Annotated in this window: 20 protein-coding genes and 2 pseudogenes; 8 read left to right on the top strand and 14 right to left on the bottom strand. The window is 69.0% G+C overall.

The window, feature by feature from the left end; all coding sequences use genetic code 11:
* Positions 1-85 precede the first annotated feature (85 nt).
* Genes ubiD through YS110_14665 form a run of 6 tightly spaced genes read right to left on the bottom strand, consistent with a single transcriptional unit; the run spans position 86 to position 5108 of the window.
* On the bottom strand, positions 86-1570 hold the full coding sequence (gene ubiD / locus YS110_14640) for a 4-hydroxy-3-polyprenylbenzoate decarboxylase (GenBank protein UJB65906.1): 1485 nt from the start codon (positions 1568-1570) through the stop codon (positions 86-88).
* 55 nt (positions 1571-1625) lie between these two features.
* Complete coding sequence (locus tag YS110_14645; GenBank protein UJB65907.1) at positions 1626-2213, bottom strand: UbiX family flavin prenyltransferase; 588 nt, start codon at positions 2211-2213, stop codon at positions 1626-1628.
* Entirely contained in the window at positions 2210-2620 is a 411-nt protein-coding gene (locus YS110_14650) for a zinc-binding protein (GenBank protein ID UJB65908.1), read from the bottom strand. The genes YS110_14645 and YS110_14650 overlap by 4 nt, the downstream gene beginning before the upstream one ends.
* Entirely contained in the window at positions 2617-3135 is a 519-nt protein-coding gene (locus YS110_14655) for an SCP2 sterol-binding domain-containing protein (GenBank protein ID UJB65909.1), read from the bottom strand. Before YS110_14655 ends, YS110_14650 begins: the two co-directional genes overlap by 4 nt.
* A 12-nt stretch (positions 3136-3147) precedes the next feature.
* Complete coding sequence (locus tag YS110_14660) at positions 3148-4050, bottom strand: U32 family peptidase (protein UJB65910.1); 903 nt, start codon at positions 4048-4050, stop codon at positions 3148-3150.
* A gap of 5 nt (positions 4051-4055) precedes the next feature.
* Positions 4056-5108, bottom strand: a complete 1053-nt coding sequence (locus YS110_14665; protein UJB67466.1) for a U32 family peptidase — start codon at positions 5106-5108, stop codon at positions 4056-4058.
* Between the two features lie 180 nt (positions 5109-5288).
* Here YS110_14665 and YS110_14670 point away from each other — a divergent pair, with 180 nt between their 5' ends.
* From YS110_14670 to YS110_14680, 3 genes are all read left to right on the top strand, one after another.
* Positions 5289-6476: an MFS transporter gene (locus YS110_14670; GenBank protein ID UJB65911.1), complete on the top strand. Its 1188-nt coding sequence runs from the start codon at positions 5289-5291 to the stop codon at positions 6474-6476.
* Between the two features lie 246 nt (positions 6477-6722).
* Positions 6723-8393 carry a diguanylate cyclase gene (locus tag YS110_14675; protein ID UJB67467.1) on the top strand — a complete coding sequence of 557 codons (1671 nt, stop codon included), beginning with the start codon at positions 6723-6725 and terminating at the stop codon, positions 8391-8393.
* A 357-nt stretch (positions 8394-8750) separates the two neighbouring features.
* Positions 8751-9977, top strand: a complete 1227-nt coding sequence (locus YS110_14680) for an IS110 family transposase (protein ID UJB67468.1) — start codon at positions 8751-8753, stop codon at positions 9975-9977.
* Between the two features lie 19 nt (positions 9978-9996).
* Here YS110_14680 and YS110_14685 read toward each other — a convergent pair whose 3' ends face one another.
* The 8 genes from YS110_14685 to YS110_14720 all read right to left on the bottom strand — a co-directional run bounded on the left by YS110_14685 (position 9997) and on the right by YS110_14720 (position 19976).
* On the bottom strand, positions 9997-10860 hold the full coding sequence (locus YS110_14685; GenBank protein UJB65912.1) for an alpha/beta hydrolase: 864 nt from the start codon (positions 10858-10860) through the stop codon (positions 9997-9999).
* 128 nt (positions 10861-10988) lie between these two features.
* Complete coding sequence (locus tag YS110_14690) at positions 10989-12452, bottom strand: M20 family metallopeptidase (protein ID UJB65913.1); 1464 nt, start codon at positions 12450-12452, stop codon at positions 10989-10991.
* 29 nt (positions 12453-12481) lie between these two features.
* Positions 12482-14044 carry a chemotaxis protein gene (locus YS110_14695; protein UJB65914.1) on the bottom strand — a complete coding sequence of 521 codons (1563 nt, stop codon included), beginning with the start codon at positions 14042-14044 and terminating at the stop codon, positions 12482-12484.
* A gap of 14 nt (positions 14045-14058) precedes the next feature.
* Complete coding sequence (locus YS110_14700) at positions 14059-15279, bottom strand: GGDEF domain-containing protein (protein ID UJB65915.1); 1221 nt, start codon at positions 15277-15279, stop codon at positions 14059-14061.
* A gap of 104 nt (positions 15280-15383) precedes the next feature.
* Complete coding sequence (locus tag YS110_14705) at positions 15384-17366, bottom strand: Cache 3/Cache 2 fusion domain-containing protein (protein ID UJB65916.1); 1983 nt, start codon at positions 17364-17366, stop codon at positions 15384-15386.
* A 218-nt stretch (positions 17367-17584) separates the two neighbouring features.
* A complete protein-coding gene (gene metW / locus YS110_14710) occupies positions 17585-18169 on the bottom strand; it encodes a methionine biosynthesis protein MetW (GenBank protein ID UJB65917.1) in 585 nt (194 codons plus the stop codon).
* Positions 18166-19293 carry a homoserine O-acetyltransferase gene (locus YS110_14715; protein ID UJB65918.1) on the bottom strand — a complete coding sequence of 376 codons (1128 nt, stop codon included), beginning with the start codon at positions 19291-19293 and terminating at the stop codon, positions 18166-18168. Before YS110_14715 ends, metW begins: the two co-directional genes overlap by 4 nt.
* A 116-nt stretch (positions 19294-19409) precedes the next feature.
* The gene (locus tag YS110_14720) at positions 19410-19976 is read right to left on the bottom strand and encodes a TMEM165/GDT1 family protein (protein UJB65919.1); all 567 of its coding nucleotides are present in this window, start codon (positions 19974-19976) and stop codon (positions 19410-19412) included.
* 429 nt (positions 19977-20405) lie between these two features.
* On the opposite strand from YS110_14720, the gene YS110_14725 reads away from it, so the two are divergent.
* The 5 genes and pseudogenes from YS110_14725 (at position 20406) to YS110_14745 (ending at position 24079) form a co-directional block, all read left to right on the top strand.
* Positions 20406-20705, top strand: a complete 300-nt coding sequence (locus YS110_14725; GenBank protein UJB65920.1) for an RNA-binding protein — start codon at positions 20406-20408, stop codon at positions 20703-20705.
* Positions 20706-20980: 275 nt separating this feature from the next.
* Positions 20981-21439, top strand: a complete 459-nt coding sequence (locus YS110_14730) for an RNA-binding protein (GenBank protein UJB65921.1) — start codon at positions 20981-20983, stop codon at positions 21437-21439.
* 222 nt (positions 21440-21661) lie between these two features.
* Positions 21662-22861 carry a tyrosine-type recombinase/integrase gene (locus YS110_14735; protein UJB65922.1) on the top strand — a complete coding sequence of 400 codons (1200 nt, stop codon included), beginning with the start codon at positions 21662-21664 and terminating at the stop codon, positions 22859-22861.
* Positions 22858-23049: pseudogene (locus YS110_14740) on the top strand (DUF1016 domain-containing protein). The gene YS110_14735 and the pseudogene YS110_14740 overlap by 4 nt, the downstream one beginning before the upstream one ends.
* Positions 23045-24079: pseudogene (locus YS110_14745) on the top strand (Mov34/MPN/PAD-1 family protein). Before YS110_14740 ends, YS110_14745 begins: the two co-directional pseudogenes overlap by 5 nt.
* The last annotated feature ends 12 nt before the right edge of the window (positions 24080-24091 follow it).

Below are 24091 nucleotides of genomic sequence, written 5' to 3' on the forward strand. Positions count from 1 at the left end.
GGAAAAAATGAAGGAGGTTCGCAATATCTTTGGCCTCGAACCCTTACCACTCAAGCGCTGTGAGCTATTTTTCTAATAGCAAAAACTACAAACCCAGCGCATCCGCCAGCGCATTCATGCGCGCGCTGACCTCGGCGTCCATCGCCATCGGGCGCCCCCATTCGCGCTGGGTTTCGCCGGGCCATTTGTTGGTGGCGTCCAGCCCCATCTTGCTGCCCAGGCCCGCCACGGGCGAGGCGAAGTCGAGGTAGTCGATGGGGGTGTGCTCGATCAGCAGCGTGTCGCGCTTGGGGTCCATGCGCGTGGTCAGCGCCCAGATGACTTCCTTCCAATCGCGCGCGTCCACGTCTTCGTCCACGACCACGATGAACTTGGTGTACAGGAACTGGCGCAGGTGGCTCCACACGCCCATCATCACGCGCCGCGCGTGGCCCGCGTAGGCCTTGCGGATGCGCACCACGGCCATGCGATAGCTGCACGCCTCGGGCGGCAGGTAGAAGTCGAGGATCTCGGGAAAGGCGCGCTGCAGCAGCGGCACGAACAGCTCGTTCAGCGCCAGGCCGAGCATGGCGGGCTCGTCGGGCGGCTTGCCGGTGTAGGTGCTGTGGTACAGCGCGTCCTCGCGCAGCGTGACGCGGTCCACGGTGAACACGGGGAACTCGGCGCACTCGTTGTAGTAGCCGGTGTGGTCGCCGTAGGGGCCTTCGAGCGCGTGCTGCCAGCCGCTGGCGTGGCGGGCGTCGGGGCGGATGTGGCCTTCGAGCACGATTTCGGCGCTGGCGGGCACTTGCAGCGGCACGCCGAGCGCGGGCGCGACCTCGGTGCGCGCGCCGCGCAGCAGGCCGGCGAACTGGTATTCCGACAGCGTGTCGGGCACGGGCGTGACGGCGCCGAGGATCGTGGCCGGGTCGGCCCCGATGGCCACGGCCACCGGGTAGGGCTGGCCGGGGTGCAGGCGGCAGTGGTCGGCGAAGTCCAGCGCGCCGCCGCGGTGCGAGAGCCAGCGCATGATGAGCTGGTTTTTCGACAGCAACTGCTGGCGGTAGATGCCGAGGTTCTGGCGCTTTTTCAACGGCCCGCGCGTGATGGTGAGGCCCCAGGTGACGAGCGGCGCCACGTCGCCGGGCCAGCAGTGCTGGATGGGCAGGCGCGCCAGGTCCACCTCATCGCCCTCCCACACCACCTGCTGGCACGGCGGGCGGCGCACGTGCGCGGGGGCCATGCTCCACAGCGTCTTGAGCAGGTCGCGCTTGCCCCACAGGTCTTTCATGCCGCGCGGCGGCTCGGGTTCTTTCAGCGCGGCGAGCACTTCGCCGAAGGCGCGGATCTCGGGCAGCCCGGCCACGCCCAGCGCGCGCGCCACGCGCGCGGGTGTGCCGAACAGGTTGGCGAGCACTGGCATGGTGTGGCCCGTGGGCTGCTCGAACAGCAGCGCCGGGCCGCCCGCGCGCAGCACGCGGTCGGCCAGCGCGGTCATTTCGAGGTGCGGGGAGACGGGCGCGGCGATGCGGCGCAGCTCGCCCGCCGCCTCCAGTTGCGCCATGAAGTCACGCAGGTCGCGGTAGTGCATTTTTGAATGAAATTGGCCTCTGGCGCTTGCTGGGTAAGCGCGAGCAGCTATCGAATCAGGAGTTTTGCGGGAGACCTTGCCAGCGCGGGGCCAGCGCGTTCTCGATGCCCAGCAGGTCGAGCGCGCGCGCCACGCTGTGGTCCACGATCTCGCCCACGCTGGTGGGGCGCTGGTAGAACGCGGGCATGGGCGGGCAGACGATGCCGCCCATTTCCGTCACCGTGGCCATGTTGCGCAGGTGCACCAGGTGCAGCGGCGATTCGCGCACCATCAGCACCAGGCGGCGGCGCTCCTTGAGTGCCACGTCGGCCGCGCGCGTGAGCAGGTTGTCGGCCAGGCCGTGGGCCACGGCCGCCAGGGTGCGCATGGAGCAGGGCGCGATGACCATGCCCTGCGCGCCGAACGAGCCGCTGGCGATGCTGGCGCCCACGTTGTCCAGCGCGTGCACCACGTCGGCCAGGGCCTCGACGCTGGCGCGGTCCATGTCCAGCTCGTGGCGCAGGTTGCGCCAGCCGGCGTCGGAGACGACCAGGTGCGACTCGACGTTGCCGATCTCGCGCAGCGCCTGCAGCAGGCGCGCGCCATAGACGGCGCCGCTGGCGCCGGAAATGCCGACGATGACGCGGCGGGGAGAAATGCTCATGCGGCCTCTTTGCGCAGCGGGTGGTCGATCAGGTCGGCCTCGACCCGGCCCAGCACCTCGGCGGCCTGCGCGGGGTCGAAATCCTGGTGGTTGCGCTTCTTCACGCCGTATTCGTGCAGCTGGTAGTGCCGCGCCGGGGCGATGCCATGGCGCGCCAGGCTGCTTTTCACGCACACCAGCGGGCAGCCGTCGAGCGCGACGATGGGGCGGCCCGACTGGGCCAGCTTGACCAGCTTGGGCACGTCGCCGCCCACGCCGGCGATGCACGACATCTCGGCCACGCCGCGCCGGTCGAGCTGCACGGCGACGTGGTTGGCGAGCTGCGCGGCGCTGGAGCAGCCGGAGCAGGAATAGACCAGCGGGCGTGCGCCTAGCAGGTGGCCGGGGGCGGGGGCAGGGTCGTTCATGGCCGGCCCCCAAAGATCGGCGGCAGCGGCGGCAACTGGCGCGCCAGGTGCGGCGCGCGGCGCGCGAGCACGGCGCGCGGCGTCCAGTGCGCGGGGTCGAGCACGGGCAGCTCGATGGCGTCGAGCGCGTTCTTCACTACCAGGCCCAGCTCGGTGTCGCCCTCCATCACCAGGCGGCGGTTGAAGAACAGCGTGTCCGGATCCTGGCGGCGCTGCGCCAGCAGCATGAAGTCCTGCGCGTTGGCGCTGATGGCCAGGTCGGGCTGGGCCTGCGGCGCGCTGGGCGCGAAGCGCTGGCCGTTCCATGAAAAGTCGAACGCCAGGCGCGCGTCGCGCACGCGGATGGACAGGCGCTTGTCCTTGAGCAGCGCCTTCACGTCGTCGGGCAGGTGGTGCGCCAGCGCCAGGTTGATGGCGGTGACCAGCAGCACCGAGCCGGGGTAGGCGGGCAGGCGCGCGAGCACGGCGCCCACGGGGCGCGGCAGGGTGAAGGGGGCGGGCGGGGTGGTGGTCATGGGGCCTCCGGGTCAGGCATGCGCGGGTTCGACGATCAGGTCCAGCCCTGGCTTGCCGTGCCAGTAGCCGTTGCAGGGCGCGGCGGGCATGAGCGCGCGCATGCGCTCCAGCGCCGTGGGATCGGGCTGCGCGGCGTGGCGCGCGGCGTCGAAGGCGGCGATGACCTCGGCCATGTGCTGCGACTGCGGCGACAGGCGCAGCAGGTCCACGCCCAGGGCGCGCAGCGCGGGCACGTCCTGCAGCAGGTTGTGCACGCGCGCCGACTGGGTCTGGATGCCGTTGAGCACCAGAAAGCCCTCGCCCTCGCGCGTTTGCAGCAGCTGCCCGTCGGGGTGCTCGATGCAGGCGAAGCCGCAGTCGTCCTTGGGCCGGTTGTAGTGGCGTGCGGTGAAGCAGCGCGCCGAAAACGCCAGCGGCATGCGGCCGTAGGCGAAGACTTCGGTTTCCAGCCCGGCGGGCCGGTGCTGCTGCAGCACCGCCAGGTCGCTCTGGCGCATTTCCAGCGGCATGACCCAGCGGCGCGCGCCCAGGCCGGCTATCCAGGCCAGGGCGTCGGGGTTGAACAGGTTGAGCTGCGGGCCGGCCACGAACGGGCGCTGGCCCGCGAGGTTGTGCACGGCGCCCATGTCGTTGGCTTCGACAAGGAACTCCTCGTCCCGCACGATCTTGTGCATGGCGGCCACGTCGGCGGTGGATTCGAGCAGTGTCATGGTGGAGAGCACGGGCTGCTTGCCCGCGTCCCGGAGCATGCGCGCGATGTCGATCCAGTCGCTCTGGCGCAGCTCGCGGCGGCGCGAACACACGGCCTCGCCGAGGTAGACCACGTCCACGGGCGTTTCGGCCATGGCCTGGTAGAAGGAAAAAACGGTGTCGCGCGGCCAGTAGTACAGCAGCGGACCAAGGGCGAGTTTCATGGTGTTCATTTCCAGGGACGGTGGTAAGCACCCAAGGTGTGCTGCTGGCCCTCGGCCACCTGGTCGAGGCTGGCCATCCAGGCGGTCTTGGGCGCGTACAGGTGGCCCTGCGCCATGCAGTGGTCGATGGCTTCGCGCCACACCTGCGTGACCTGCGCCACGTAGGCGGGGCTGCGCTGGCGGCCCTCGATCTTGAAGGCGCGCACGCCCATCTTCACGAGCTGGGGCAGCAGCTCCAGCGTGTTGAGGCTGGTGGGCTCCTCCAGCGCGTAGTAGTTGCTCTCGCCGCCCACGTCGAAGCGGCCCTTGCACAGCGTGGGGTAGCCGGCGTTCTCGCCGTTGCCGTAGCGGTCGATGAGCACGCCGTTCAGGCGCGACTCCAGCCCCTGGGGCGTTTCCTGCCAGCGCACGAACTTGGCCGGCGAGCACACGCCGTGCGTGTTGGGCGACTCGCCCGTGGCGTACGAGGACAGCGCGCAGCGCCCCTCGACCATCACGCACAGGCTGCCGAAGCCGAACACCTCGATCTCCACCGGCGTGCGCTGCACCACCTGCTTGACCTGCTCCAGCGAGAGCACGCGCGGCAGCACCGCGCGCTGGATGCCGAACTGCTGGTGGTACAGGTTGATGGCGTCGTGGTTGGTGGCCGAGCCCTGCACCGACAGGTGCAGGCGCAGCTGCGGGTGGCGCTCGGCGGCGTAGCGCATAAGGCCCGGGTCGGCCAGGATCACGGCGTCGATGCCCCAGGCGGCCGCCTTGTCCAGCGCCGCGCGCCAGGGCGCGGGGTTGCTGGCCTGCGGGTAGGTGTTGAGCGCCAGCAGCACCTTGCGGCCGCGCGCATGGGCGTAGGCGATGCCGTTGCGGATGGCTGTTTCGTCGAAGTTCAGGCCCGCGAAGTTGCGCGCGTTGGTGGCGTCGCGCAGGCCGAGGTAGACGCAATCGGCGCCACCGTCGATGGCGGCCTTGAGCGCGGGCAGGCTGCCTGCGGGGCAGACCAGTTCCGGCGCGCGCGGGGGAGGGGCGCCTGCATCGGGGGCGCCAGGGCTTGACCTTGCCATGGTGGCAGGGTCGATGATGCTCGCTTCGTGGGTCACGTGGTTTCCTTGCCGGCACGGCGTTCAGGCGCCGCGCATGGGCCCGCACCTTACGGCGGGGTTACGGCCGCAGCGCTGACCTGGGTCAACGCTACGGCACAATGCCCAAGTTAATTGCTCGGAATTGATGCAGCACAAAACACCATGAACAAGAACCTCTGGCTGCTGGCCCTGTGCCAAGGGCTTTTCCTCACCAACAACGTCGTCTTCATCGCCATCAACGGCCTGGTCGGGCTGCAGCTCGCCCCCTATGGCTGGATGGCCACGCTGCCCGTCATGGGCTACGTGGTGGGCGGCGCCCTGTCCACCGGGCTGGTGGCGCGCACGCAGCGGCGCTGGGGGCGGCAGGCGTCGTTCCAGATCGGGCTGGCGGTGGCCGTGGTCTCGGCCCTGCTGTGCGCCGGGGCGGCGTTCGCGCACCAGTTCTGGCTGCTGTGCGCCGCCACGGTGGCGGCGGGCTACTACAGCGCCAACGGGCAGCTGTACCGCTTCGCGGCGGCCGAGCTGGCGCCCCCGGCCTTCCGCGAAAAGGCCGTGTCGCTGGTGCTGGCCGGCGGGCTGCTGGGCGCCGTGGCCGGGCCCAACCTGGCCAACCACACGCGCAACCTGCTGGCCGCGCCGTTCGCCGGGGCCTACGTGGCGCTGGTGCTGGTGGGGCTGCTGTCCATGCTGCTGATGGCGTTCGTGCGCTTTCCGTCCGTGGCGCAGGCGGCGGGCGGCGCGGCATCCCAGGGCCGCCCGCTGGGTGCGCTGCTGCGCGAGCCGGCGTTCTTCGTCGCCACGCTGGGCGCCGCCCTGGGCTACGGCGTGATGAACCTGCTGATGGCGGCCACGCCGCTGGCCATGCAGGTGTGCGGCTACGACTTCGCCGACGCGGCGTTCGTGCTGGAGTGGCACGTCATCGGCATGTTCGCGCCGGGCTTCTTCACCGGGCACCTGATCAAGCGCTTCGGCGTGCTGGCGGTGATGGGCGTGGGCGTGCTGCTCAACGCCGCCTGCGTGGCCGTGGCACTGGCGGGGGCGGAGATCGCCCACTTCACCGTGGCGCTGACGCTGCTGGGCGTGGGCTGGAACTTCCTCTTCACCGGCAGCACCACGCTCGCCATGCAGGCTTACCGGCCCGAGGAAAAGGACCGGGCGCAGGCGGCCATCAACTTCTGCGTGTTCGCCACCATGGCGCTGACCTCGTTCGCCTCGGGCGCGCTGGTCACCACGCAGGGCTGGGCGCTGCTCAACTGGGGCTCGCTGCTGCCCATCGGCCTGACGGGCGCCGGGCTCGCCTGGCTGGCGTGGCGCCGGCGCACGGGATGCTCTGCACGAATCGAGCGGTAAGCGTGCGCGGCAGGCCGCCCGAGTCGGCAGATGCACGCGGCGCGGTGATTCGTGCAGAGCATCCCAAATATGAGGGTTCGTGCGTAGAAATGCGCAATCGGCATTTCATGCTGCTGGTGTAAGCTAATGAAAACAGAGACACCATAGGTTTCGGATATGCAGGCCGGAACCCTGCACACCATGAACACCCGTCTGAATGCGTGGATAGAACCCCTCGGGCACATGCTCGACGGGCTGGGTGTCGCCATGTGCCTGTTCGATGCGCAGGACCATACGGTGGCGTGGAACGACATGTTCCTGCGCTACTTTCCCGAGCACGAAGGCCATGTCTTCGCGGGTGAGCACTACCGCCACAACCTGCGCCGCTTCTACCTGAGCCGGCTGGAGGCGGACGAGATCGCGCATATCGACGAGTACATCGAGGCAGGCATCGCGCGCCATCGCCACCAGGCCCAGCCCTATGTGTTCGCGCACCGCGGGCGCCAGTTGCTGGTGTCGTCGCTGCCGCTCAACGGCGTGGGGCGCCTGCGCCTGTGGCGCCTGCACCAGGACGTGCTGCACGACCAGGCCAGTACCACGCCGCCGCCGGGCAGCGGCTCCCCGCTGTCGCTGCTCGACCGCGTGCCCAACGGCCTGACGCTGTGCGACGCCGCGGGGCGCATCACCTGGGTGAACGCGGCGTTTGCCCACATGTACCGCCTGCGCGACCCGCAGGCCGCCGTGGGCGCAACCCTGGCGGAAGTGTTCCACGCGGCATGGCTGCGCGTGGACACCCCCGATACCGCCGCCTGCACCCAGGGCCTGCAGACCCTGCGCGACATGCTGCGCTTCACCGGCGCCCCGTTCGAGCTGACGCTGCCCGGGCCGCGCCACTGCCGCGTGGTGGCGCGCCCGGGCGGCGCCGGCGAGTGCCTGTATGCGCATCTGGACATCACCGAGCTCAAGCACCAGCAGGCCCTGCTGGCCCGTGCCGAAGCCGCCGCGCGCGAGAGCGCGGCCCTGCTGGAGCGGGAATCCGCCATCCTTCAGACCACGCTGCAGAGCCTGGACCAGGGCGTGGCCATGGTGAATGCCGAGGGGCGGGTGGAGTTCTGCAACCAGCGCGTCTTCACCTTGCTCGACCTGCCGCCCGAGGTGCTGCAGAACCGCCCCCACGTCGAGGACGTGATCCGCTACCAGCGCGAGCATGGCGAGTTCGATGGCCTGCCGCCCGAGGCCATCGCGCATTTCCAGCCGGCCGATGGAGCGCCCATTCCCCCGCTGGTGGTGCGCCGGCGCCCCAACGGGCGCGTCCTGGAGATACGCAGCCTGCCCGTGCAGGGCGGTGGCATGCTGCGCACCTTCACCGATGTGACCGAGCGCCACGCGCACCAGCAGCACATCGAGTACCTGGCGAGCCACGACGGCCTGACGGGCTTGCTCAACCGCTGCAAGTTCATGGAATGCATGGCGGCCGAAGCGTCCTTGGCGCGGCGCATGCAGTCGCGGTTCGCCGTGCTCTACCTCGATCTCGACGGCTTCAAGCCGATCAACGACACCCATGGGCATGCCGCCGGAGACCAGGTGCTGGTGCACGTGGCGCGGACGCTGCGCCACGTGGCGCGTGCTTCGGACTTCGTGGCGCGGCTGGGAGGCGATGAATTCGCCGTGCTGCTGCGCGGCATCGACCGGCAGGAGCAGGCGCGGGCCCTGGCGCAGCGCCTGTCGGGCGTCCTGGCGCAGCCCTGGCAGATCCAGGCGCAGGAGCAGGCGCTGCAGGTATGCATCGGCGCGTCCATCGGGCTGGCCATGTACCCCGAGCATGGCGAGGACCCCGAGGCGCTGCTGGCCAGCGCCGACCGCGCCATGTACCTGTCCAAGACCGGCCAGCGCACCGGCAGCCTGGCCCGGCCCCTGCCGACGCGCGGCACGCCGTAGCAGCGCGCCATACGGATTTGCCTTCAACCGTCTAACGTCGTTGGTTCGCCTTGCCGTGCTACAGCACTGATCGTAGGCTTCCCGCCTAGTTATACGGTTGAATGCAAACCCGTATCAGTTTTTCATGCTGCGTCGCAGCACCCGCGACGCATGAAACGAGGGTGTAATTTGGGTGCGGCGTCCGGCACAGAGGTCGGTTCGTACTTGGTGTCCCGAACCCGTGTATCAGTTGGACCCGCGGCCTCACGAGCACCCCAAACTGTCGCCAGGCACTGGCGTGCCTGAGCACGCACTTCAGACTTCGATGACGTGGGTCGCACGCCGGTGTCGCTGCTGTTCTTTGATGAGGAGGCGATCATGGACGTGATTCATCCGCTCTGTGCGGGACTGGACGTGCACAAGCAAAGCGTAGTGGCTTGCGCACGGATTGCGGGCCCAGGCCCGCTGGTGCAAGAGGTCCGCACCTTTGCCACGACCACCTCGGGCCTGCTGGAGCTGGCCGACTGGCTCGAATCCTTCGGCGTCGAGCACGTCGCCATGGAAGCTACGGGCGTGTACTGGAAGCCGGTGTGGCATGTGCTCGAAGGCCACTTCGAGTTGGTGCTGGCCAATGCCGCGCACGTGAAGAACATGCCCGGGCGCAAGACTGACGTGAACGATTCGATGTGGCTGGCCGATCTGCTGGCTCATGGCTTGATCCGCGCCAGCTTCGTGCCGCCGGTGGCGGTGCAGGAGCTGCGCACCCTGACGCGAACGCGCAAGCAGTTCGTGCGCGAGCGCGCCTCGCACGTGCAGCGCATCGAGAAGGTGCTCGAAGACGCCAACATCAAGATCACCAGCGTCCTGAGCGACATCCTGGGCAAGAGTGGGCGTGCGGTGCTGCAGGCGCTCATTGACGGCCGCAGCGATCCCCAGCGTCTGGCTTCATATGTCGTGGGCAACCGCCTCAAGGCCAGCCGAGCCGAGTTGGTCGAGGCATTGAGCGGGCGCGTGCGTGCCCACCACCGCTTCATGCTCAAGCTGCACCTGGGCCATATCGACGCTCTGGACAAGGCCATTGCCGACATCGAGAAGGAGGTGGGCCTGGGGCTCGAGCCGTTTCGACAAGCCGCCAAGTTGCTGAGCACGATGCCCGGCTTGAGTCAGGTCAGCGCCAACGTGGTGGTCGCCGAGATCGGCATCGACATGTCGCGCTTTGCAACGGCAGGCCACCTGCTGTCATGGGCCTGCCTGTGCCCGCGCAGCGACGAGAGCGCGGGCAAGCGGCGTAGCACACGGCTGCGCCGTGGGGGCGTGTGGCTCAAGACCACCTTGGTGCAGGCCGCATGGGCCGCGGTTAAGGTCAAGGGCAGCTACCTGCAGGCGCAGTTCCACCGCATCCGAGCCCGTCGGGGTGCCAAGAAGGCCATCATCGCCGTGGCCGCTTCCATGCTCACCGCTGCATGGCACATGCTCAAAGATGGCACCGAATGGCATGACCTGGGGGCTGCGCACTTTGACCGCGCTGACGCCGAAAAAACCGCCAACCGGCTCATTCGGCGACTACAACAAATCGGATACACCGTCCAGGTTGCTCCCGCTTGATCTGCGCCTGAGTTTCACTTCAGACGTGTCCCGCCAGCCAGTGCTGCAGCCGCTCGAACACGGGTTCGGCCAGTTCGGGGCTTTCGTTGAACAGCTCGTGGTACAGCGGCTCGAAGCAGTGCGCCTGCACGCGCCCCCTGGGCGCGGCGGCGGCAAAGGCGCGGCTGCCCGCCGGATTCACCAGCCGGTCGGCCCCGGCCCACAGCAGCAGCGTGGGCACCTGCCAGTGCGCGGCGCGGGCCACGGTGGCCGGCCCGGCCTCGGCGATGAAGCGCGCCAGCCGGGCGCTGATGCGGTCGTGGCACAGCGGATCGGCCAGGTAGGCGCGCACCACGGCGGCGTCGTGCGAGAGGTAGCGCGCGTCCAGCCCGTTGCCCACGCGCAGGTTGGGCGCGATGCGCGGCAGCGTGGCCAGCAGCAGCTTCTGCACGCGGCCCAGTCCGGCATCGAGCGCTGGCGAGGACAGCACCAGCGCATCGACCGGCCGCAGCCCCAGGGCGACGAAGCGCGCCGCCACCAGCCCGCCCATGCTGTGGCCCAGCAGCACCAGCGGCTGGCCCGGGGGCATGTGCGTGCGCGTGGCATCGACGATGTCGGCCAGGTCGTCGAGCAGGCGGGCGTCCCACGGCAGCCCGCCGCGCGGCCCGCCGGATTCGCCGTGCCCGTAGTGGTCGTAGCCGCGCACGGCGCAGCCCCAGGCGCCGAGGCGCTGCGCCAGCGCGTCGTAGCGCCCGGCGTGCTCGCCCAGCCCGTGCACCACGAGCACGGTGGCGCGCGGCGCGTCGGGCCGGGGCCAGTCGTACACGGCAAGGTTCTCGCCATCGCTGGCCGTGAAGGCGGTCAGGGTGTAGGCGAGGGCGTCCAGGTCGGAGGTGTCAGGCATGGTGCGTCGGCGGGGGCGGGGCTCGGCGCATCATAGAGAAGGCACCCGGCGCCACGGCGCGCGCGGGGCCTTTATGCTATTGAAAGAGAAGCTGCCAGCGCTTGCTGGAAAAGCCTTTGAGGCCTAAATCATGCAGGCATGCTGGCGATGACCTGGGCCACGGCGGCGGTGAGCTTCTTGGCGTAGGGCACGTGCAGGAACTCGTTCGGCCCGTGGGCGTTGCTCTTGGGGCCGAGCACGCCGCAGACCATCATCTGCGCACGCGGAAAACCCTGGCTGAGCATGTTCATGAGCGGAATGGTGCCGCCCTGGCCGATGTAGCCCACGCCCGTGCCGAAGTGCGCCAGGCTGGCGGCATCGAGCGCCTGGGCGAACCAGGGCGCGGTGTCCGGCGCGTTCCAGCCGTTGGCGGCGCCCTCCATCTCCCAGGTGACCTTGGCCTGGTAGGGCGCGTTGTCTTCGAGCAGCGCCTTCATCTCCTGCACGCAGGCGGCGGCGTCCACCAGCGGCGGCAGGCGCAGGCTGAGCTTGAAGGCGGTGTAGGGGCGCAGCACGTTGCCGGCGTTGCGCAGCGTGGGCAGGCCCTCGGCGCCGGTCACGCTGAGCGTGGGCTCCCAGGTGCGGCGCAGCAGCGCCTGCACCGGATCCTGCGTGGTGGGCAGGGCAAAGGCCGAAGCGCCGCCGCAGCCCGCGTGCGCCCAGGGGTAGCTGCGGTAGACCGCGTCGCCCAGGATGGCGGCCGTGGCCTGCGCCTGGGCCAGGCGCTCGGGCGGCACGGCGCAGTGGAAGCCCTCGGGCAGCAGGCGGCCGGTACGGCTGTCTTCGAGCCGGTCGAGCACCTGGCGCAGGATGCGGAAGCTCGACGGCACCAGGCCCGAGGCGTCGCCCGAGTGCACGCCCTCGGTGAGGATTTCCACCTTCAGCGTGCCGCTGGCCATGCCGCGCAGGCTGGTGGTGAGCCAGAGCTGGTCGTAGTTGCCGGCGCCGCTGTCCAGGCACACCACCAGGCCCACGTCGCCCAGGCGCGGGCGCAGCGCGTCGATGGTGGGCAGCAGGTCGGCGGAGCCGCTTTCCTCGCAGGTCTCGATCAGGCCGACGATGCGCGGGTGCGGCACGCCCTGGCGCTGCAGCTCCTGCACGGCGGCGATGCTGGCGTAGACGGCGTAGCCGTCGTCGGCGCCGCCCCGGCCGTAGAGCTTGCCGTCCTCGTACTGGGGCGTCCAGGGGCCCAGGTCCTTGCGCCAGCCCTCGAACTCGGGCTGCTTGTCGAGGTGGCCGTACATCAGCACCGTCTGCGTGGCGTGGGCCCGCGTGGCCGCCACCTCGAAGAACAGCACCGGCGTGCGTCCCGGCAGGCGCACGATTTCCAGCGCCAGGCCGGCCACCTTCTGCGCTTCGACCCAGGCGGCGGCGTTGCGCACCACGGTGTCGAGCAGGCCCTCGGCCGCCCAGTCGGGGGCGAACATGGGCGACTTGGCGGGGATGCGGATGTACTCGGTGAGCTGCGGGACGATCTGCGCGTCCCACACCTGGCCGATGCGCTCCAGGGCGTCGGCGCTGTGCAGGGTGGGCGTGGGGAGGCGGGCGTTCATGGCGGTTCCTTCTTGCGGGGGTATGGGGTTCAGGCCAGCGCGGGCCGGTATGCGGCCCCGCCCGCGTCGAGGTGGAAGGCTTCCACCGCGCGCTGCAGTTCCTGCGCCTGCTGGTTCAGGCTGGCCGCGGCCGCTGCGCTTTGCTCCACCAGCGCGGCGTTCTGCTGCGTGGCGTGGTCCATCTGGGTCACGGCCTCGGCCACCTGGGCCACGCCGCCGGCCTGCTCGCTGCTGGCGGCGCTGATCTCGCCCATGATGTCGGTGACGCGGCGGATGGCGGCCACCACCTCCTGCATGGTGGCGCCGGCCTGGTCTACCAACTGCGAGCCTTGCTGCACGCGATCCACGCTGGTCGAGATCAGGCCCTTGATCTGCTTGGCGGCATCGGCGCTGCGCTGCGCCAGCGCGCGCACCTCGCCCGCCACCACGGCGAAGCCCCGGCCCTGCTCGCCGGCGCGCGCGGCCTCGACGGCGGCATTGAGCGCCAGGATGTTGGTCTGGAAGGCGATGCCGTCGATGACGCCGATGATGTCGGCGATCTGGCGCGCGCTGTCGTCGATGCCGTGCATGGTGTCCACCACCTGGGCCACCACGTCGCCGCCCTGGGCCGCCACGGTGGAAGCGTTCAGGGCCAGCTGGTTGGCCTGGCGCGCGTTGTCGGCGTTCTGGCGCACGGTGGCGCCCAGTTCCTCCATGGAGGCGGCGGTCTGTTCCAGCGCGCTGGCCTGGCTCTCGGTGCGTGCCGACAGATCCTGGTTGCCTTGGGCGATTTCGCTGGAGGCATGCGTGATGCTGAGCGAGGCGTCGCGCACCTGCGCCACGAGGCGGCGCAGGCTGTCCTGCATGCGTGCCAGCTCGGCCATCAGCCCGACGGGGATACCCTGGCGGCGGGCTTCGTCATGCTGGCCCAGGTCGCCCTCGGCCACGCGGCGCAGCGCTTCGCGCGCCTCGGCGGGGTCGCCGCCCAGCTCGCGCTGCAGGGTGCGCGCCATCGCCCAGCCCAGCCCCCCCGCCACGGCCATCGCCAGCAGCGCCAGCCCGCCGACCGTCCACTGGATGCGCTGGGCCTGCGTCTGGGTGGCGTCGTGCGCGGCGGCGGCGGCCTTGCGCGCGTCCTCGACCTGCTGGACCAGCGCCGTGCGCAGCACGCGCCAGGCGGGGGTTTCCTTGGCGTTCAGCAGCGCGGCGGCGGCGGCGTTGTCGGTGCGCGCCAGGGCGTGCACCTGGTCTTGCACGGTGACCTGGGCGCTGCGTGCCGCGCCGATCTGCGCCAGGCCCGCCTCGAACGGCGTGCCGCGCGCGTTTTGCTGGGTGGCGGCATAGGCCTGGTCGAACGCCTTGGCGGCTGCGGCGTAGTTGTCGAAGGCGCGTGCGTTGCTGGGGTCAAGCAGGATATTGCGCAGTGCCTGGCCGCTTTGCAGGCCCTGGGCGTACAGCTCCACCAGGCCGTTGGCGATGGCCTGCTCGTTGCCGATGTAGCGGTTGAAGCCGCTCTGCGTGCGCGCCAGGCCCCACAGGCTGGCCCCCAGGGCAAATACGAACAGCAGGGCGGGAAGCGCCGTGAACAGCGCGAGTCGGGCCGTGAAACGCATGGATGATCTCCTCCTCAAATGTTCTGTGTGGATGGTCCGGGGCCTGCCGCGTCCTCGGGCGCGGCGCGCGTTGCCAGCGTGCGCAGGCCGGGGCTGGCCTGTACGCGGTTGCGTCCGTCCTGCTTGGCCTGGTACAGGGCGCGGTCGGCGGCGTCGAGCACCATCTCCCAGGTGTCGCCGCTGCCCAGGGTGCCGCCGAACACCCCGATGCTGACCGTGACGGCCAGGGCCTGGCCCTGCCAGTGGCATACCGACTGCTGCACGCTCTGGCGCAACTGCTCGGCCAGCACCAGGGCGCCGTCCAGGCCGGTGTCCGGCAGCAGCACGAGGAATTCCTCGCCGCCATAGCGGCCCACCAGATCCTGGGTGCGCACGCGGTCGCTCAGCACGTTTACGACGTGGCACAGCACGCGGTCGCCTGCCAGGTGGCCGTGCGCGTCGTTGATGCGCTTGAAATGGTCGATGTCCACCACCATCAGCGCCACCGGCCCGCCCATGCGCTGGGCGCGCGCGGCATCGCGCTCCAGCGCGAAAATCGCCGAGCGGCGGTTGGCCACGCCCGTGAGCGCATCGGTGGTGGCCAGGCGGCGGTTGCCTTCGTCGAGCCGGTCCCGGGTCATGAAGACGAAGCCCAGCGACGCCATCTGCACCGTGAGGAACGACATCAGGAAGGTCAGGCTCTGCACCAGGTCGCTCGCCAGCAGCCCGGACGGATGCTGCGGCCCCCACAGCGCCATGGCCGCGCGCAGCAGCAGCACCAGCATCTGCACGCCCAGCCCCAGGCCCAGCAGCACCACGCCGCGCCCCGCGCCGGGCCTGGCCATGGGGCGCAAGGCCGACAGCAGCAGGCCGATCTGCACCGCATAGCACAGGCTGGCCGTGGCCGCACGCAGCGGGTAGTGGTCCATCAGCGCCCACATGACCAGCGCGATGAACAGCACCGGCACCGCCATGTGCCAGCGCGGCCAGGCCCGGCCCAGGAACTGGTGGACGGCGGCCTGCAGCGCCGAGAGCGCGCAGGCCAGCAGGACGTTGGCGAGCACGATGGACAGCCCGTCGGGCATGCGTCCGCGCCCGCCGTACAGCACGTAGCCCAGCGCGTGCAGCAGCAGCCCCGTGGCCCACCAGGCGATGCCGTCGCGCCGCTGCCCCCAGCCGACGATGGCCAGCGCCAGGGCCATGGCCACCGAACTGATGACGATCATCAGGAGCATGGTCGGAACGTCAGCGTGCATGGTTCGGCGCGGTAGCAGGGAGCACGTGCCAGTATGCCCGAGGCGTACCGTGGGCACCGGCCCGCCGGCGGGGATGGCCGTCGTGGGCGCTCAGGCTTTTCCGTTCAGGGTTTGCCGAGGGCCAGCGCCAGGCCGTGCGCGGGGCGGGCCGCGTCCTGCGGCTCCAGCTTGAACACCTGCACGGCGCCCGCCAGGCGCGCGGCCTGTTCGCGCAGGCTGTGCGCGGCGGCGGCCGACTGCTCCACCAGCGCGGCGTTTTGCTGCGTCATCTGGTCGAGCTGGCCCACGGCCTGGTTGACCTGGCCGATGCCGCCCGCCTGGTCGGCCGCGGCCGCCGTGATCTCGCCGATGATGCCGCCCACGCGCTGCACGCTGCCGACGATTTCGTCCATGGTGCTGCCCGCGTCCTGCACCAGGCGCGCGCCCGCCTCGACCTTTTCCACCGAGGCGTGGATGAGCTGCTTGATCTCGCGCGCGGCCTCGGCCGAGCGGCCCGCCAGGCTGCGCACCTCGCCCGCCACCACGGCGAAGCCGCGGCCCTGCTCGCCGGCGCGCGCGGCCTCGACGGCGGCATTCAGGGCCAGGATGTTGGTCTGGAAGGCGATGCCGTCGATCACGCCGATGATGTCGGCGATCTTGCGCGAGCTTTGGTTGATGTCGCCCATGGTGCTGACCACCTCGCCCACCACCTGGCCGCCGCGCGCCGCCACCTGCGCGGCGGAGGCCGCGAGCTGGTTCGCCTGGTGCGCCGCGTCGGCCGACTGGCGCACCGTGGCCGTGAGGTGCTCCAGGCTCTGCGCCGTCTGCCCCAGGCTGCTGGCGGTGGCCTCGGTGCGGGCCGACAGGTCCTGGTTGCCGCTGGCGATCTCGGCGCTGGCGGTGCCGATGCCGTCCACCGCCGTGCGCACCTGCTGCAGCATCTGCACGTAGCGCAGGCGCATGCCCTCGACCTCTTGCACCAGCGCGCCGATCTCGTCGCGCCGCGTGGTCTGGAAGCTCTGCGTCAGGTCGCCCTGCGCCACCAGGGTGATGGCCTGCGTGAGCCCGGTGAGCGGCTGGCTGACGCCGCGGCGCAGCATCACGAACAGGCCCACGCCCAGCAGCCCCAGGGCCAGCGCCATCAGCCCCCACACGGCCCAGGAGACGTGGCGCTGGCTGGCCATGGCCTCGGCGTCGGGCACCTCGGCCACGACCCACCAGCCGCCCTGGGTCTTGCGCAGCAGTGCCCAGGGGGCCTCGGCCCCGGGGTAGAGCACGGCCGCCGCATCGCGCACGAAGCCGTCCGGCGCGGCCGCCAGTGCCTCGAAGAAGGCACGCGACTGCGGGAAGGCCTCGAGCACCTTCTTGCCGCGCGCCGTGGGGTGGTACACGAAGCGGGCCTGCTCCAGCGCGGCCCCGGGGTTGACCAGGTACACGCCGCCGTGCTCGAAGAAGCGCATCTGCTCGACCTGCTTTTGCAGCATGGCATCGAAGATGCTGATGTCGTTGCCGATGAACAGCAGCGCCACCACCTTGCCGCCGGCGTCCTTGACCGGCAGGTAGTCGCCCATGTAGGGCTTGCCCGCCACCAGGGTGATGCCGGTGTAGGGCTCGCCCTTGGCCACCACCGCATGGGCGGGGTCGGTGCGCTCCAGCGGCGTGCCCTGCTGGCGCTGGCCCTGTTCGTTCTTCACCGAGGTGGTGATGCGGATGAAATCGTCACCCTTGCGGGCGAACACGCTGGCCACGCCGCCGGTTTCGTTGGCGAACTTGTCCACGGCGCTGTAGTCCTCGTTCACCAGCGCCCCGTAGCTGCGCAGCTCGCCCGTTTCCTCGTTGAGCTGCATGGTGGCCTCGAAGTAGCGCTGGAAGCCGCGCATGGCGCCTTTCGCCAGCTCGCGGTTGGTGTTGTCGGCGGCGTCGAGCGAATGGGCCAGGGCCTGGGCCGTGTCGCCCACGCTGCGCACCAGCTGCGCGCGCGTGCTGCGCTCGGTGAGCACCGCCAGGGCCAGCCCCACCAGCACCAGCACCAGCGCCACGAGGCCCAGTGCCGCGAGCGTGACCCGGCGGGCCACGGAACGGTGGTTGGCAAGCGAAACGGCGGCCATGCATGTCTCCTGAAAAAGGTGCGCCGGATCGGTCCGGGTCTGCCTGGAAATCTACGGCAGGCCTGCTGTTACATTCACGCACGATTTCCCTTACGCGGTGTCACGTACCGCGGCGGCGGCGCGCTGGCCTGTACCGTGATGGGCATGTTTTTGGCCGCAAAGCCACGCCCAGAAAGCGCTGGCAGCTATTTTTTTGGGAGCGTGCAGGCGGGGCGCGTTCAGGAATGCTCGAAGTGGAACACCGCCGTGCCCGCGCGTGCGTTCGGCAGGAAGCGCACCTCCTGGCCGTCCTGCAGGCCGAAGGCGTCGAGGATGCGCAGCCGGTTCTTGCCCGCCAGCACCTCGAAGTCCTTGTAGGTGCCGACGCGGATGTTCGGCGTGTCGTACCACTGGTAGGGCAGGCGCCGCGTGACCGGCATGCGCCCGCGCAGCACCGACAGGCGGTTGGGCCAGTGCGCGAAGTTGGGAAAGGCGACGATGCCGTGCCGGCCCACGCGCGCCGTCTCGCGCAGCATGGTCTCGGCGTTGCGCAGGTGTTGCAGGGTGTCGATCTGCAGCACCACGTCGAAGCTGTTGTCCTCGAACACCGCCAGGCCGTCCTCCAGGTTGAGCTGCAGCACGTTGACGCCGCGGCGCACGCAGGCCAGCACGTTGGCGTCGGCATATTCCACGCCGTAGCCGGTGCAGCCCCGGGTGCGCTGCAGCAGGTCGAGCAGGGCGCCGTCGCCGCAGCCCAGGTCGAGCACGCGCGCGCCCTGGGGAACCAGGCGGGCGATGGCCTGCATGGTGGATGTCTCGCTCATGCCAGCTCCTTGGCGATGTTGTCGAAGTAGGAGCGCACCACGGCCATGTAGCGCGCGTCCTCCAGCAGGAAGGCGTCGTGGCCGTGCGGCGCGTCGATCTCGGCGTAGGCCACGTCGCGGTGGTTGTCCAGCAGCGCCTTGACGATCTCGCGTGAGCGCGATGGGGCGAAGCGCCAGTCGGTGCTGAAGCTCACCAGCAGGTAGCGCGCGCGCACCGGTGCCAGCGCCCGCGTGAGGCTGCCGCCGTGGCGCCGCGCGGGGTCGAAATAGTCCAGCGCGCGTGTGATGAGCAGGTAGGTGTTGGCGTCGAAGTAGTCGCTGAACTTGTCGCCCTGGTGGCGCAGGTAGCTTTCGATCTGGAACTCGATGTCCTGCGTCGAGTACTTCGGCTCCAGCCCGTCGCGCAGCTGGCGGCCGAACTTCTCGTTCATCACGTCGTCGCTCAGGTAGGTGATGTGGCCGATCATGCGCGCGATGCGCAGGCCGCGCTTCGGGATCACGCCATGCGCGTAGAAGTGGCCGCCGTGGAAGTCCGGGTCGGTCACGATGGCGCGGCGCGCCACCTCGTTGAAGGCGATGTTCTCCGCCGTCAGGTTGGGCGCGCTGGCCACCACCACGGCATGGCGCATGCGCTCGGGGTACTGGAGGGTCCAGGAAAGCGCCTGCATGCCGCCCAGGCTGCCGCCCATCACCGCCGCCAGCTGCGTGATGCCCAGCCGGTCGAGCAGCCGGGCCTGGGCATCGACCCAATCCTCCACCGTGACCACGGGGAAGTCGGCGCCATAGACGTGCCCCGTGCCGGGGTGGGTGTGCATCGGGCCGGTCGAGCCGAAGCACGAGCCCAGGTTGTTCACGCCGATGACGAAGAAGCGGTTGGTGTCCACGGGCTTGCCCGGGCCGATCATGTTGTCCCACCAGCCTTCGCTCTTGGGCTGCCCCTCGTACACGCCCGCGACGTGGTGCGACGCGTTCAGGGCATGGCACACGAGCACGGCGTTCGAGCGCTCGGCGTTGAGCGTGCCGTAGGTCTCGTAGGCCAGGGTGTAGTCTTGGATGGAGGTTCCCCCCTGCAGCGGCAGGGCCTCCGGGAAGTGCATGAACTGGGGTGTGGCGATGAACGACATGAAAAAACCCGGCATCGCTAAAAACGAGGCCGGGCGGACATGCCAGCGGACGGGTCTTTAGCTGGATTTATAAAGCGCCCGCAAGCGGTGGCAAATCGGCGCCGGGCCATTATGGATCAAGTCGGCGCCCACAGGGCCAACAACCCCAGCCCCAGGAAGATCACCGCCGACACCACGTGCACCGCGCGGATCGGCACGCGCCGCGTGATGCGCTCGCCCAGCCAGACCACCGGCGCGTTCGCTAGCATCATGCCCACCGTGGTGCCCATCACCACCCACGCCCAGGCGCTGTACTGCGCGGCCAGCATGACGGTGGCGATCTGCGTCTTGTCGCCCATCTCGGCCAGGAAGAAGGCCAGCACCGTGGTGCCGAACACGCCCCAGCGCGGCGCGTCGCCGCCGGCCTCGTCATCGTCCAGCTTGTCGGGAATCAGCATCCACAGCGCCATGGCGATGAACGACGCCCCCAGCACCCAGCGCAGCAGCTGCGGGCCCAGCAACTGGGTCACCCAGGCGCCCACGGCCCCGGCCAGCGCATGGTTGGTCAGCGTGGCAACGAAAATGCCCAGCACGATCGGCCAGGGCTTGCGAAAGCGCGCGGCCAGCACGAGCGAGAGCAACTGGGTCTTGTCACCCATTTCAGCCAACGCAACGATGGCCGTGGATACGAAAAAGGCTTCCATGGAGCAGGGGTAGGCTGGATGGCACGCAAACATCGGCCACGCGCCGACTCCAGCCGTAAAGGATCGGTGCGCAGCCAATGGTCTCGCCCAGCATGCATGCCGCATGTGCCATGGAGCCAGTGGCCCCAAGTCTGTTGACACATGCCCCTGGCGCGTTGCGCGCCAAGCGGACTACTCCCCAAAGACAGAGCGCGGATTGTAGGGCCTGGGGCGGGGTACCCTGGTGAAAGTACCGAGAAAAAGTGCGGCATGTCCGCCCTGCCGCAAGGGCGGGGGCGGATTAATCTGAACCATAATGAACGGCCTTTTTTGCCCTGCGGCAAGCAAGGCGCATGCGGTGTCTGGTCAGTTTCGCGTCTTTGAGTTCGTCACGGGTTTGCTGATTGCGTCGGTCTCCATCGCTTTTTCATGTTTTTTCAGGAGTCCCTCATGGGCAACAAACTGTACGTGGGCAACCTGCCCTATTCCTTCCGCGACGGCGATCTCGAGCAAACCTTCGGCGCCTTCGGCGCGGTGCAAAGCGCTAAAGTCATGATGGAGCGCGACACCGGCCGTTCCAAGGGCTTTGGCTTCGTCGAAATGGGCAGCGCCGCCGAGGCGCAAGCCGCGATTGCCGGCGTGCACGGTCAGCAGTTTGGCGGCCGCGATCTGGTGGTCAATATCGCCCGCCCCATGGAGCCGCGCCCGCCCCGCGCTGGCGGCTACGGCGGCGGCCGCGGCGCCTATTGAGGCGGCCGTGTTTCCCGCGCCCGTCGGGTGCGGGTTTCCACGGATGTGACAGGCCCCGGCAACGGGGCTTTTTTAATGCATCGCAGCAAATGCGCCACATTCAGGGCCGCGCCTTGCTTTTTATTGGGATTTGTGCTGCATAATGTTTCGGCGGATTTTTTCCGCAAGTTCGCGGTGATCCGTCAAATTCATGCATAGTGCGTCCGCAAGATCAACTGGCAGCGTTTTCGGGGCTCCGTCGCTTTCTGCTTTCATGGTTTTTTAGGAGTCCCTGAATGGGCAACAAACTGTATGTCGGCAACCTGCCCTATTCGGTGCGCGACAACGATCTGGAACAAGCGTTCAGCGCCTTCGGCGCCGTCACCAGCGCCAAGGTCATGATGGAGCGCGATACAGGGCGCTCCAAGGGCTTCGGCTTCGTGGAGATGGGCAGCGATGCCGAGGCGCAAGCCGCCATCAACGGCATGAACGGCCAGCCCCTGGGCGGCCGCAGCATCGTCGTCAACGAAGCGCGCCCGATGGAGCCCCGGCCGCCGCGCAGCGGTGGCTTTGGTGGCGGTGGCGGTGGCGGCTTCGGCGGTGGTGGCCGCAGTGGCGGCGGCTTCGGCGGCGGCCGTGACGGCGGCAGCCGCGAAGGGGGCTTCCGCAGCCCCTACGGCGCTGGCCCGCGCGGCGGCGGCAACGGCGGTGGCCGTGGCGGCTACGGCGGCGGCCGTGGCGGCGACAGCTACTGAGCTGCGCGCGTATTGCTCGAAAGGCTCCGTGAGGAGCCTTTTTTCATTTCACCATGACTCCAGCACCGAACTTTGCTGGACTACGCCGAAGCCCGATACAGCAGGTTTATCAATAACTTAGGCGAGTCCAACATATGCCGGTGCTTTCCGAAACCTGACCCGGCTTCCCCTCTGATGGCCCCTACATGGCTCTTGGGAATCGGGTCTTTCCGAGGAGTCATCGTGGCAAAACTCAAGCTCACCAAGTCCGCAGTCGATGCGGCACAACCCCAGGCGCAGGCCGTCGAACTCCGGGACACGCTGGTGCCCGGCTTCCTGTGCAAGGTTACACCAGCGGGCCGCAAGGTGTTCATGCTCCAGTACCGCACGAACGCTGGCGAGCGGCGCAAGCCCGCCCTGGGCCTGTACGGGGAACTGACCGTCGAGCAGGCCCGCTCGCTGGCCCAGGAATGGCTGGCCGAGGTGCGCCGGGGCGGCGACCCCAGCGCGGCCAAGGCCGCCGCCCGTTCAGCCCCCACGGTCAAGGAGCTGTGTACCAAGTTCATGGAGGATTACTCCAAGCAGCGCAACAAGCCCAGCACCCAGCGCGGGTATCAGGCCGTCATCGACCGCTGCATCGTTCCGATGCTGGGCCGTTTGAAGGTCCAGGACGTGAAGCGCCCGGACGTGGCCACGGCGATGAAGAAGATGGCGCACAAGCCGGCCGAGGCCAACCGTGCTTTCAGCGTGATGCGCAAGATGTTCAACCTGGCCGAGGTGTGGGGCCACCGGCCTGACGGCACCAACCCCTGCCGCCACGTCCCGATGTACCCCAACGGCAAGGCCACCCACCTCATCAGCGACGAGGACATGGGCAAGCTGTTTCGGCGACTGGAGCACATCGAAGCCGAGGGTCTGGAGAACTACGTCATCCCGCTGGCGATCCGCCTTCAATTCGAGTTCGCCGGCCGCCGCTCCGAAATCGTGACGCTCCGATGGGATTGGGTGGACCTGGACAACCGCCGCGTGGTCTGGCCGGACAGCAAGACGGGCGGCATGTCCAAGCCCATGAGCGAGGAAGCCTATCGACTGCTCTCGACGGCGCCACGGCAGGAAGGCACTCCCTATGTGCTGCCGTCTCCAAGCCATCCCGGCAAGCACCTGACCACGGGCGAGTATTACGGCGGCTGGAGCCGCGCCCTCAAGGCGGCGGGCGCCACGCACGTCGGCACGCATGGCATCCGCCACCGCTCCGCGACCGACATTGCCAACTCGGGCATCCCGGTCAAGGTCGGCATGGCGCTGACGGCGCACAAGACCGTGGCGATGTTCATGCGCTACGTCCACACCGAGGACGATCCGGTGCGCAAGGCGGCCGAGCTGGTGGCGAACCGGCGCAAGACGATCACCGAGGCGCAGCGGCCTGCGGAGGTGGCTGCATGACCAAGAAGGCGCCTGCGATGGCGGGAGTCGCACCCGCCGCCGTGCCTGCCGGCTACGCCGGCATCCACGGCGGCATCGTGGATCTGCTCGATGCCGCGCGCCAGACGGCAGCGCGCAGCGTCAATGCGCTGATGACGGCCAGCTACTGGGAGATTGGCCGCCGCATCGTGGAGGCCGAGCAACAGGGCATCAGTTCTGGTTCCGCCTCGGAAGTCGGCGCTGATGAAGACAGCCTTTGAATCGCTGTCGCATCTTCAATCGCGAGCGTTCGACACCGACGCAGTGACTCTTTTGGTCGATCCGGAACAGTTTGCGGCAACCGTTCCGCAGGATGCGGCCCTCATCGTGGATGCGACGGCGTCACTTCAGGTGCTGGCTGCAGAAACACAATCGGCAGCGTTGGATCAATCCCCAGCCCGATTGGCACGGATCGCGATGTATGGTCAGGGGCGCTGTGTGGCGGTATTGCTCGAAGGAGCTGGCCGTGCCGGCCGAGTTGACGACCTCACGGCGTTCTTGTTCGAGTGCTGCCGGTTTGCACCGGAACTGCGTGCGTCGATTGCCGGCGAGACGTCTGAGCCGACTCGGATTTTCGTGGGTGACAACTGTCGTTCGCTGACGATGCCTATGTCTGACGCCGTTGTTTCGCGGTCGACGTCACTGGCCGGCCTGCAACTGGAACGATGGCTCGTTGATGGGCTTCCGAAGGAAGCGACGCTTTGCGCCGGAATCTCAGATGCCGAAGGCCTTGGAATGGCATGGACCCGCGCCAGCCTTGGCCCGACCACTGCGCTTGAAGTCGCAGACGATGGTGGCTGGAACATTCGGGTCCTGTCCCCAGTTGCGCAAGCAATCCATGCTGATGCGCTGCGCTGGGGTGCTCTGGAAACAGGCGGCGCCTTGATCGGCCGCATCTCGTTTGAAAATCGAACCATCACCATTGCAGGCCTTGTTGAGGCACCGCCTGACAGTGTTCGAGAGGCCGCCCGCTTCGTCCTCGGAACCAACGGGCTTGTTCAAAATTTGCGCGCCGCAAACGCGGCCTCTTTGGGGTATCTCGCCTTTATAGGAACGTGGCACAGCCACCCGAAAGGCGGCGCACATTCGGGTATCGACCGAAATACATTGCGCGGCATCGCCGAGGATGCTGGCGGCCTTCCGGCCGTGTCGTTGGTATGGACTCCGACAGGACTCACGTGTGCGGTGGATCGCTGGTAGGTGCAAAGCCAC

Source organism: Acidovorax sp. YS12, from assembly GCA_021496925.1.
In the GTDB taxonomy this organism is placed as follows: domain Bacteria; phylum Pseudomonadota; class Gammaproteobacteria; order Burkholderiales; family Burkholderiaceae_C; genus Paenacidovorax.

What these genes read in the sequence shown, in the direction of transcription:
- YS110_14680 (UJB67468.1), top strand. Translation starts at nt 8,751, where the DNA reads ATGGACGTGATTCATCCGCTCTGTGCGGGACTGGACGTGCACAAGCAA.
- YS110_14675 (UJB67467.1), top strand. Translation starts at nt 6,723, where the DNA reads ATGTGCCTGTTCGATGCGCAGGACCATACGGTGGCGTGGAACGACATG.
- YS110_14725 (UJB65920.1), top strand. Translation starts at nt 20,406, where the DNA reads ATGGGCAACAAACTGTACGTGGGCAACCTGCCCTATTCCTTCCGCGAC.
- YS110_14715 (UJB65918.1), bottom strand. Translation starts at nt 19,293, where the DNA reads ATGTCGTTCATCGCCACACCCCAGTTCATGCACTTCCCGGAGGCCCTG.
- YS110_14690 (UJB65913.1), bottom strand. Translation starts at nt 12,452, where the DNA reads ATGAACGCCCGCCTCCCCACGCCCACCCTGCACAGCGCCGACGCCCTG.
- YS110_14650 (UJB65908.1), bottom strand. Translation starts at nt 2,620, where the DNA reads ATGAACGACCCTGCCCCCGCCCCCGGCCACCTGCTAGGCGCACGCCCG.
- YS110_14670 (UJB65911.1), top strand. Translation starts at nt 5,289, where the DNA reads ATGAACAAGAACCTCTGGCTGCTGGCCCTGTGCCAAGGGCTTTTCCTC.
- YS110_14700 (UJB65915.1), bottom strand. Translation starts at nt 15,279, where the DNA reads ATGCACGCTGACGTTCCGACCATGCTCCTGATGATCGTCATCAGTTCG.
- YS110_14660 (UJB65910.1), bottom strand. Translation starts at nt 4,050, where the DNA reads ATGAAACTCGCCCTTGGTCCGCTGCTGTACTACTGGCCGCGCGACACC.
- YS110_14665 (UJB67466.1), bottom strand. Translation starts at nt 5,108, where the DNA reads ATGGCAAGGTCAAGCCCTGGCGCCCCCGATGCAGGCGCCCCTCCCCCG.
- YS110_14695 (UJB65914.1), bottom strand. Translation starts at nt 14,044, where the DNA reads ATGCGTTTCACGGCCCGACTCGCGCTGTTCACGGCGCTTCCCGCCCTG.
- YS110_14720 (UJB65919.1), bottom strand. Translation starts at nt 19,976, where the DNA reads ATGGAAGCCTTTTTCGTATCCACGGCCATCGTTGCGTTGGCTGAAATG.
- YS110_14705 (UJB65916.1), bottom strand. Translation starts at nt 17,366, where the DNA reads ATGGCCGCCGTTTCGCTTGCCAACCACCGTTCCGTGGCCCGCCGGGTC.
- YS110_14655 (UJB65909.1), bottom strand. Translation starts at nt 3,135, where the DNA reads ATGACCACCACCCCGCCCGCCCCCTTCACCCTGCCGCGCCCCGTGGGC.
- metW (UJB65917.1), bottom strand. Translation starts at nt 18,169, where the DNA reads ATGAGCGAGACATCCACCATGCAGGCCATCGCCCGCCTGGTTCCCCAG.
- YS110_14685 (UJB65912.1), bottom strand. Translation starts at nt 10,860, where the DNA reads ATGCCTGACACCTCCGACCTGGACGCCCTCGCCTACACCCTGACCGCC.
- YS110_14645 (UJB65907.1), bottom strand. Translation starts at nt 2,213, where the DNA reads ATGAGCATTTCTCCCCGCCGCGTCATCGTCGGCATTTCCGGCGCCAGC.
- ubiD (UJB65906.1), bottom strand. Translation starts at nt 1,570, where the DNA reads ATGCACTACCGCGACCTGCGTGACTTCATGGCGCAACTGGAGGCGGCG.
- YS110_14730 (UJB65921.1), top strand. Translation starts at nt 20,981, where the DNA reads ATGGGCAACAAACTGTATGTCGGCAACCTGCCCTATTCGGTGCGCGAC.